We start from the raw sequence: 7,703 nt of genomic DNA on the forward strand, positions 1-7,703 counted from the left end.
CCGGCCGACCTGCCCTCCGCCCCGCTGCCGCGCCGACGGGCTCGGACGGTCCAGCTGCCCCGGGCCGCGTCGGCCGCTCCGAGCGATGCCGTGCACACGCTCGACGCGGACGATCCCCGACCCCTGCCCCGGCCCCTGCGGATCCGCGACGAGGACATCCGCGCCGTCGGCGTGACCGGGGCCGACGGCGAGCGGATCGTGCAGGCCGTCGCCGACCCCGAGGACGCCTGGACCGCCGACGCCGGGACCAGCGACCACTTCCTCCGCGGCGATCTCGTGGTGCAGGTGCGCCGCGCGGACAACGCCGTGATCGGCCTGTTCTCCGCCCGCTACGCGCTCAGCGTGCGCCCCGACGAGTACGAGCCCGCCCTCGACATCGCCGAGGACGCCGCCGGCCCCTCCACCCGCGGCGGGCAGGGCACGCGCCACCCCACCTCGCGCCGCGAGCTGCTGCGCCGCATGCAGCAGGCGGGGTTCGTCATCACCCCCGGGGCGACGCACGGCCGCGTCACGCATCCCGACCATCCCGGCCTCGTGCTGCCCTTCGCCTCGACCCCCTCGGACCGCCGCTTCACCCGGCACGCCGTCGCGCAGATCCGACGCGTCTTCGGCATCGACCTGCGGCGCTGAGAGGCCCGCACAGGAAAGTGCCCCGGCTCGTCCCCACGAGCCGGGGCCATCCCTTTCCCCCGCGTCCCGGATCAGCGGATCCCGCCTCCTCCTCAGTCAGCGGGTCCTCCGGTGACGCGTTGAGAACAGTGAACACGCGCTGCCGGGAAAAGCACTGTGCCGAGGCTGTTCATTCCCTGGTAATCGCGGGTCCGGACGGCCCGGAGTCCTCGCTGACCTGCATCGCATCGAGGATCGAGGAGCTCGCGTGCCCGAGCAGACGCAGCAGTCGGACCAGTCGGTCGAAGGCGATCGAGGAATGCTCGCCGCGCGCCGCTGGTCGTGGCGGTGACGGTGGTGCGCTCTCAGCCGCCGACGGGGACGCGGAACTCGCTCCCGCCGGTGCCGACCTCGTCGGTGTAGCTGATCTCCGCGAGCACCGTGTCCTCGGGGACGTCGGCGTACAGCTGCGCCTCCGCCTCCTCGCCGGCCGGGATCTCCGGGCCGGAGGTCGAGAAGGCCCCGTAGCGGATGTTGATCTCCGCGCCGGAGTCGTCGTAGAGGCGGAAGCGGTCGGTGTCGAGCCCGATGGACGTCGAGCTGCTGTTCTCGATCGTCACCGCTACGCCGATGAACTTGTCGTTCTCCGGTGTCTTCGTCTCGCCGCTCAGCTCGAGGGTGGTCCCCTCCTCGGGCTTCGAGACCGTCAGCGTGAAGATCTCGTCGCTCGGAGAGGTGGCATCGGCCGAGGGGCCCTCGGTGGGCTTGTCCACCGGCTGGTCGGTCTCGATCTCGGTGGGGGCGTCCGAGGTGGGAGTGCTCGGGTCGTCGGTGGGATCGTCGGAGGGGTCCTCGCTCGGGGGAGGGTCCACGATCGAGCTCGGGGGCGACGTCGTCTCCTCGCCGCCGTCCTTTCCGACGAGATAGAGGCCGACGCCGATGCCGGCGACGACCAGCAGCAGCACGAGCACGCAGCCGCAGGCAAGCGCGATGTACAGCGGGGTGCGGCTCTTCGCCGGCGGGAGCGGGGGTGCTCCGGTCGGAGGGGTCGGCGGCATGCCGTACGGGGTGCTCATGAAGGTCCTCCACCTCTCCCGGGAGCGTCGTGGACCACGCTATCCCGGGGTCGGGCAGGGCGCGATGGGGAGGACTCCCCGTCGGACCTGAGGCCGAGGATCCTGCGGGAGCGCGCCCCCGAGGGCCGAGGCTCCGCCATACTGGTGAGCGTTCCGACGACCAGCCCACCCTGCGGCGGCACGGCCGATGAGCGAGACCCGCGCGACGGTGCCGTCCGACGAGGAGACGAGCACCGTGCTGACGAGACTCCACGACGCGCTGCGACTGCGCACTTCCCCCGCGATCTTCTTCGGCTCGGCGGCGATCATCCTCGCCTTCGTGATCGCCACGATCGCCTTCACCGACCCGATGGGAGCGGCGACCGACAGCGCCTCGCAATGGCTGATGACCAACCTCGGATGGTTCTACATCCTCGGCGTCACCGTGTTCCTGGCGTTCCTGATCTTCATCGCGGCCGGGCGCTTCGGCCGCGTCAAGCTCGGCCCCGACGACGAGCCGCCCGAGCACTCCGGCACGGCCTGGTTCGCGATGCTCTTCGCCGCCGGCATCGGCTCGATCCTGATGTTCTGGGGCGTCGCCGAGCCGGTCAGCCACTTCGGCGACCCGCCGCGCGCCACCGAGCTCGGCCTCGAGGCCGGCACCTGGGCCGCCGCCCGGGACGCCATGAACTTCACCTACTACCACTTCACGCTGCACACCTGGGCGATCTTCACCCTGCCCGCCCTGTGCTTCGCCTACTTCATCCACAAGCGCAACCTGCCCCCGCGCGTGAGCTCGATCTTCCAGCCGCTGCTCGGCGAGGGCATCCACGGGCCGATCGGCAAGATCATCGACATCATCGCGATCATCGGCACCGTCTTCGGCGTCGCGGTCTCGGTGGGTCTGGGCACCCTGCAGATCAACGGCGGCCTCAACCAGCTGTTCGGGGTCCCGGAGAACGCGGTCTGGAACCTCGTCATCATCGGCGTGGTCAGCGGGCTGGCCCTGATCTCCGTGTCCCTCGGCCTGGAGAAGGGCATCAAGGTCCTCTCCAACCTCAACATCGTCGTGGCCGTGCTGCTGCTGCTGTTCGTGCTGGTCGCCGGCGGCTCGACCCTGTTCATCCTCAAGGGGACCCTGGAGTCCTTCGGCAACTACCTCGTCGCCCTGCCCGAGCTCGCGCTGTGGAACGACACCCAGGCCGACTCCGGCTGGCAGAACACCTGGACCGTCTTCTACTGGGCCTGGACCATCACCTGGTCGCCCTTCGTGGGCATCTTCATCGCCCGCATCTCCAGGGGCCGCACCATCCGCCAGTTCGTCTCCGGCGTGCTCGCGGTGCCGGCCGGTTTCTCCGTGATCTGGTTCGGGATCTTCGGCTACGCGAGCTTCGACATCGAGCTGCGCGGCGAGGGCGGGCTCGTGGACCGGGTCGTCGGCGACGGGGACATCCCCGGCGCGCTGTTCGCGTTCCTGGACAACTATCCGGCCGCGTTCTTCGTCTCGGTGATCGCGATCATCCTGGTGGTGATCTTCTTCGTCACCTCCGTGGACTCCGCGGCCCTGGTCACCGACTCGATGGCCAACGGCCACGAGGACTACAACCCGCTTGGCCAGCGCATCTTCTGGGGCGTCGCGATCGGGCTGATCACCGCGACGCTGCTGGTGTTCTCCGGCGAGGACGGGCTGACCGCACTGCAGTCCACGATCATCCTCGTCGGCCTGCCGTTCTTCATCATGGGCTGGTTCCAGATGTACGCCCTGCTGCGCGCGCTGAAGGAGGATGCCGGCGAGCTGCCGCAGATCCGCACCCGCGAATGGGCGCAGGTGCTGCCGCCCGAGGAGTACGAGCGGCGCGAGGAGGACGAGGAGTACGACACCGACGACTACGTCGTCGAGCCGACCTTTACCACCGGAGTGCCGGTCATGAGCGACATCTACGAGGACATCGAGGAGGTCGAGCCCGACACGGCGCCCGATGCCGGGACGCTGCCGGCCCGCACCGGCAGCGCACGGGCGACGCTGCCGGAGGACGGGCGGGACGAGTCGCGCTGAGACGCTCGACCCGCCCGTGGATCAGGCCGGGTCGACCTGGTGGCGATCGGCGCTGCGGCGGTAGTACATCGCCAGCACCGCGCCGGAGAGGTTGTGCCAGATCGAGAAGATCGCGGCCGGCAGTGCGGCGGCGGGGCTGAACGATACCGCGGCGAGCGTCGCGGCGAGGCCCGAGTTCTGCATCCCGACCTCGACGGAGGTGGTGCGGGCGGCGCGCTCGCCCTGGCGCAGCAGGCGGGCGCCCCAGTAGCCGAGCAGGTAGCCGAGGCCGTTGTGCAGCACCACGGCCAGCAGCACGATCGCGCCGGCGGAGACGATCGCCTCGGTCGAGCCCGAGACCACCGAGACGACGACCAGCGAGATGCCGGCGACGGAGACCCACGGCAGGGTCGGCAGGACCCGGTCCACGAGCCTCCCGGCGATCAGGCGCACCACCAGGCCGCCGATCACCGGGATCAGCACCATCTGCACGATCGACAGCGCCATCGCGCCCGCGTCCACGGGGAGGTACGAGCCGGCGAGCCACAGGGTCAGCAGCGGGGGGAACAGCGGGGCGAGCAGGGTCGAGATCGAGGTCATCGTCACCGACAGGGCGGTGTCCGCCTTCGCGAGATAGCAGATCACGTTCGAGCTGGTGCCGCCGGGGGCGCAGCCGACCAGGATCACGCCGACGGCCAGCTCGGGGGGCAGCTGCAGCAGCAGCGAGACCCCGAGCCCGATCAGCGGCATGATCACGTACTGGGCGACCACGCCGATGAGCACCGGGAGCGGGCGTCGCGCCACGAGGGCGAAGTCCGGGAGCGTGAGGGTGAGCCCCATCGCGAACATGATCACGCCCAGGTAGATGCTGGTGAACGGCGCGAGGGCCTGGCCGACGGGCGGGGCGAAGAAGCCGATCGCCGCGGCGACGAGGATCAGGGCGGGGAAGATCGTCACCGCGATGCGCGCGGAGCGGTCCTCCGAGGCGCGCGCGGTGCTCGCGGGCGCGGGGGACGGGGTCTGGGTGCTCATGGGAGCACTGTACTGTCCTATGAGACGGCTGTCCGAGATGTGGACGCCTGGTGGTCGTGCCGGCCGTCAGCCCCGCTGGCGCGCCGGGACCTGCCAGGCGTGCACCGGCTCGCCCGAGTCGACGGCGGCGCGATAGAGGCGGGTCATCTCCGCGAGCGCCTGCTCGCGGGAGCCGCCGCGCAGCTCGAGCGAGGTGACGGTGTCGATCTGCCAGCGGGCGCCGTTGCGGCCCGTGCGGGCGCGCTCGGTGAGGATCTCCTGGTAGCGGGCGATCACCTGCGCGTCGGCGCCGAGCTCGCGCAGCCCCTGCATCGCCTGCGGGATCAGGTGCTCCTGGAGCAGGTCCGCGACCCGCACCCGGCCCACCTTCGGCCAGCGCACCCGCGCCTCGAGGCCCCAGCGCGCGCACTGCTGGAAGGACTCGTCAGCCTGCTCGAAGCTCATCCGCGACCACAGCGGCCGCCGCTCGTGCACCAGCGAGCGGACGATCCCGTAGAAGAACGCGGCGTTCGCCGCCATGTCCGCGGGAGTCGGGCCGGCCGGCAGCAGGCGGTTCTCCAGCCGCAGGTGGGGCACGTCGGTGCCGGGATCGTAGATCGGCCGGTTCCAGCGCCACACCGTGCCGTTGTGGAGCATCAGCTCGTGCAGGCGGGGGGAGTGGCCCTCCGTCAGCAGCGGCTCCTCCGCCATCTCCCGCGACTCGGGGATCAGCGCCGGGAACAGCCGCACGTTCTCCTCGAAGAGGTCGAACATCGAGGTGATCCAGCGCTCCCCGAACCACACCCGGGGCCGCACCCCCTGCGCCGCGTACTCGGGCGGGCGCGTGTCCAGGGCCTGCACGAAGGTGGGGATGCGGGTCTCGTGCCACAGCCGCCTGCCCAGCAGGAACGGGGAGTTCGCGGCGAGCGCGACCTGCGGGCCTGCGATCGCCTGCGCCGCGTTCCAGGCGGCCGCGAACTGCTCCGGCGGCACCTGCAGGTGCAGCTGCATCGAGGTGCACGCGCTCTCCGGCGCGATCGAGTCGAAGGTGGTGTCCACGCCGCGGCCCTCGCCCTCGATCCGCAGGGTGATCTCCTCGCCGCGGGCCTCCATCACGCTGGACTCCAGCGCCTCGTAGCGGGCGCCCGGGGCGCGCCACGCCTCGTCGGCGAAGAGGTCCTCGGAGATCGTGGGCAGGTGGCCGACGGGCACCACGCGCGCCCCGCGGGCCTGCGCCGCCTCGTCGGCCCGGTCGACGGCGGCGCCGAGCGCCGTCTCCAGCTCGCGCAGCCCGGTCCCCGTCGGATGGGTCACCGGGAGGTTCGCCTCGAGGTTGTACCGGCCGATCTCGTGGACGTACTGCTCGTCGTCGAGGTCCTCCAGCAGGGTGTCCGCGATCAGCGCCGGGGCCATCGAGTCGCGGTCGGCGAGGTTCATCTCCAGCTCGACGCCGACGGTCCCCTCGTCCACGAACTCGGCCGTGTCCAGGAAGCTCTCGAAGAGGTCGAGATTCCGTCGCAGCTCCCGCCGATAGCGGGTGCGCTGGGAACGGGTGTACTCGGTGCTGCCGATCTCGCGTCCCATGGGGGTGACCTCCGGTCCTGACGGGTGTGCTCGCTCATCCAAGCACGTGCGGGGGCGGTGCGGCAGGGCCCATCCGCCCCGCGGGAGATGGCGCACATCCGGGGACGGGCTCACCGTGGTGGACAGCGGGTCCCGCGCTGCGGGGCGAGGAGCACCGCGACACGGTGGTCCAGTGTCTCGACGAGGGCGTGGTGGCGGCCGTGCTGCTATGGAACACCTGGGACTCGGTGCCCGCCGCGCGGGAGCTGATCGCCCAGTCCCAGGCCGGTGACCTGTACATCGACGAGCTCGAGAGCAGGATCCGGCCCGGCGGCGCGTGACAGACTGGGCGGGTGAGCACGCCGATGAACACCTCCCTGCCCTGGCCCGACGGCGCCGAGGTGCTGCCGATCGCCCCGCTGCGCCCGGTCCTGGACCGCCTGGCCTCCCTCGTCACCGTCCACGAGCAGGACGTCGCCATGGTGCCCGGCCTCGCCGTCACCGAGGAGGAGGTCGCCGCCGATCCGCCGCCCGCCCTCGAGCAGCTCGTCGACGAGCTCGGCGGGATCACCCTGCGCGACCTGCCTGTGCTGACCCTGCTGGTCGAGAACCGCACCGACGTCGGCCCGTACACGCTGCTGGGCGAGGCGACCAGCTACTACCCCCTCTACGAGACCCCGGACACCGCCGTGGTGCTGACCCTCGACGAGAACGGGACCCCCGGTGCGGTCTACGGCATCGGAGAGGACCTCGCCCTGCAGCTCGCCGCCCCGGACCTGCCCACCTACCTGGGCCTCTTCACCGATGCGCTCGAGGCGACCCTCGCCGAGCTCTCCACCCGCGGCCCCGCCGAGGACGACACGGAGACCGCGCGCACCGACGCCGCCGAGCAGCTCATGGACGCCCACCTCTTCGCCGCGATCCTCGGCATGGTCGAGGACGTGCCCGAGGTGGAGCTCGTCGCCCCCGCCGCAGAGGAGGCGGACGGTGCGCTCGCGCTCGCCGACCTGCGCGGCGCCGCGCCCGGCACCCGCGTGGACCCGATGGAGGTCGAGACCGACGGGGACCCGCTCGAGATGCACCTGGGCTGGCGCGAGCACGGCCTCGTGCTCGCCGTCCACGGCGGCTGAGCCGGGCGCACGATGACGCCCAGGTGACCGCCGGGCGAACACCTCGCCTCCCCGCGCACGATGGGGAGAACTCCCCATTCCCGCCCCCGACCCCCGTCCCTAGAGTGAGGGCGACCAGGGGAGCGGCGGGGGGGCGGGGAACGACATGGCGGGATTCCTGGGGGCCGACACCGAGGCGCTGCGCGCCCTCGGCCGCGCCGTCGGCGGCGGTGCCGAGCGGCTCGAGCAGCTGACCGCGCAGCTCGACGGGATCGTCGGCGGCGCCCGCTGGCAGGGCCCGGACGCCGACGCCTTCCGCGC

The 7,703-nt window shown here is 71.8% G+C and carries 7 protein-coding genes; 4 read left to right on the forward strand and 3 right to left on the reverse strand.

All coding sequences use genetic code 11. The annotated features are described in order from the left end of the window. Positions 1 to 630, forward strand: a 630-nt coding sequence (locus HMPREF3159_RS00065) for a hypothetical protein (RefSeq protein WP_070498991.1), incomplete at its 5' end; no start/stop codon positions are given. Positions 631 to 974: 344 nt separating this feature from the next. Here HMPREF3159_RS00065 and HMPREF3159_RS00070 read toward each other — a convergent pair. Further along, positions 975 to 1,685 (reverse strand): DUF4352 domain-containing protein, encoded by a 711-nt coding sequence (locus HMPREF3159_RS00070; RefSeq protein ID WP_070498992.1) that lies wholly within the window; start codon positions 1,683 to 1,685, stop codon positions 975 to 977. 187 nt (positions 1,686 to 1,872) lie between these two features. Here HMPREF3159_RS00070 and HMPREF3159_RS00075 point away from each other — a divergent pair, with 187 nt between their 5' ends. Continuing rightward, entirely contained in the window at positions 1,873 to 3,720 is a 1,848-nt protein-coding gene (locus HMPREF3159_RS00075) for a BCCT family transporter (protein WP_371441683.1), read from the forward strand. Between the two features lie 21 nt (positions 3,721 to 3,741). Here HMPREF3159_RS00075 and HMPREF3159_RS00080 read toward each other — a convergent pair whose 3' ends face one another. After that, the gene (locus HMPREF3159_RS00080) at positions 3,742 to 4,731 is read right to left on the reverse strand and encodes a bile acid:sodium symporter family protein (protein ID WP_070498993.1); all 990 of its coding nucleotides are present in this window, start codon (positions 4,729 to 4,731) and stop codon (positions 3,742 to 3,744) included. Between the two features lie 66 nt (positions 4,732 to 4,797). Next, positions 4,798 to 6,294: a glutamate-cysteine ligase family protein gene (locus HMPREF3159_RS00085; protein ID WP_070498994.1), complete on the reverse strand. Its 1,497-nt coding sequence runs from the start codon at positions 6,292 to 6,294 to the stop codon at positions 4,798 to 4,800. A gap of 164 nt (positions 6,295 to 6,458) precedes the next feature. Here HMPREF3159_RS00085 and HMPREF3159_RS16880 point away from each other — a divergent pair, with 164 nt between their 5' ends. Beyond that, positions 6,459 to 6,614: a hypothetical protein gene (locus HMPREF3159_RS16880; protein ID WP_210388803.1), complete on the forward strand. Its 156-nt coding sequence runs from the start codon at positions 6,459 to 6,461 to the stop codon at positions 6,612 to 6,614. Between the two features lie 12 nt (positions 6,615 to 6,626). Beyond that, positions 6,627 to 7,403: a hypothetical protein gene (locus tag HMPREF3159_RS00090; protein WP_246821375.1), complete on the forward strand. Its 777-nt coding sequence runs from the start codon at positions 6,627 to 6,629 to the stop codon at positions 7,401 to 7,403. The last annotated feature ends 300 nt before the right edge of the window (positions 7,404 to 7,703 follow it).

The sequence above is a fragment of the Brachybacterium sp. HMSC06H03 genome (assembly GCF_001807385.1).
In the GTDB taxonomy this organism is placed as follows: domain Bacteria; phylum Actinomycetota; class Actinomycetes; order Actinomycetales; family Dermabacteraceae; genus Brachybacterium; species Brachybacterium conglomeratum.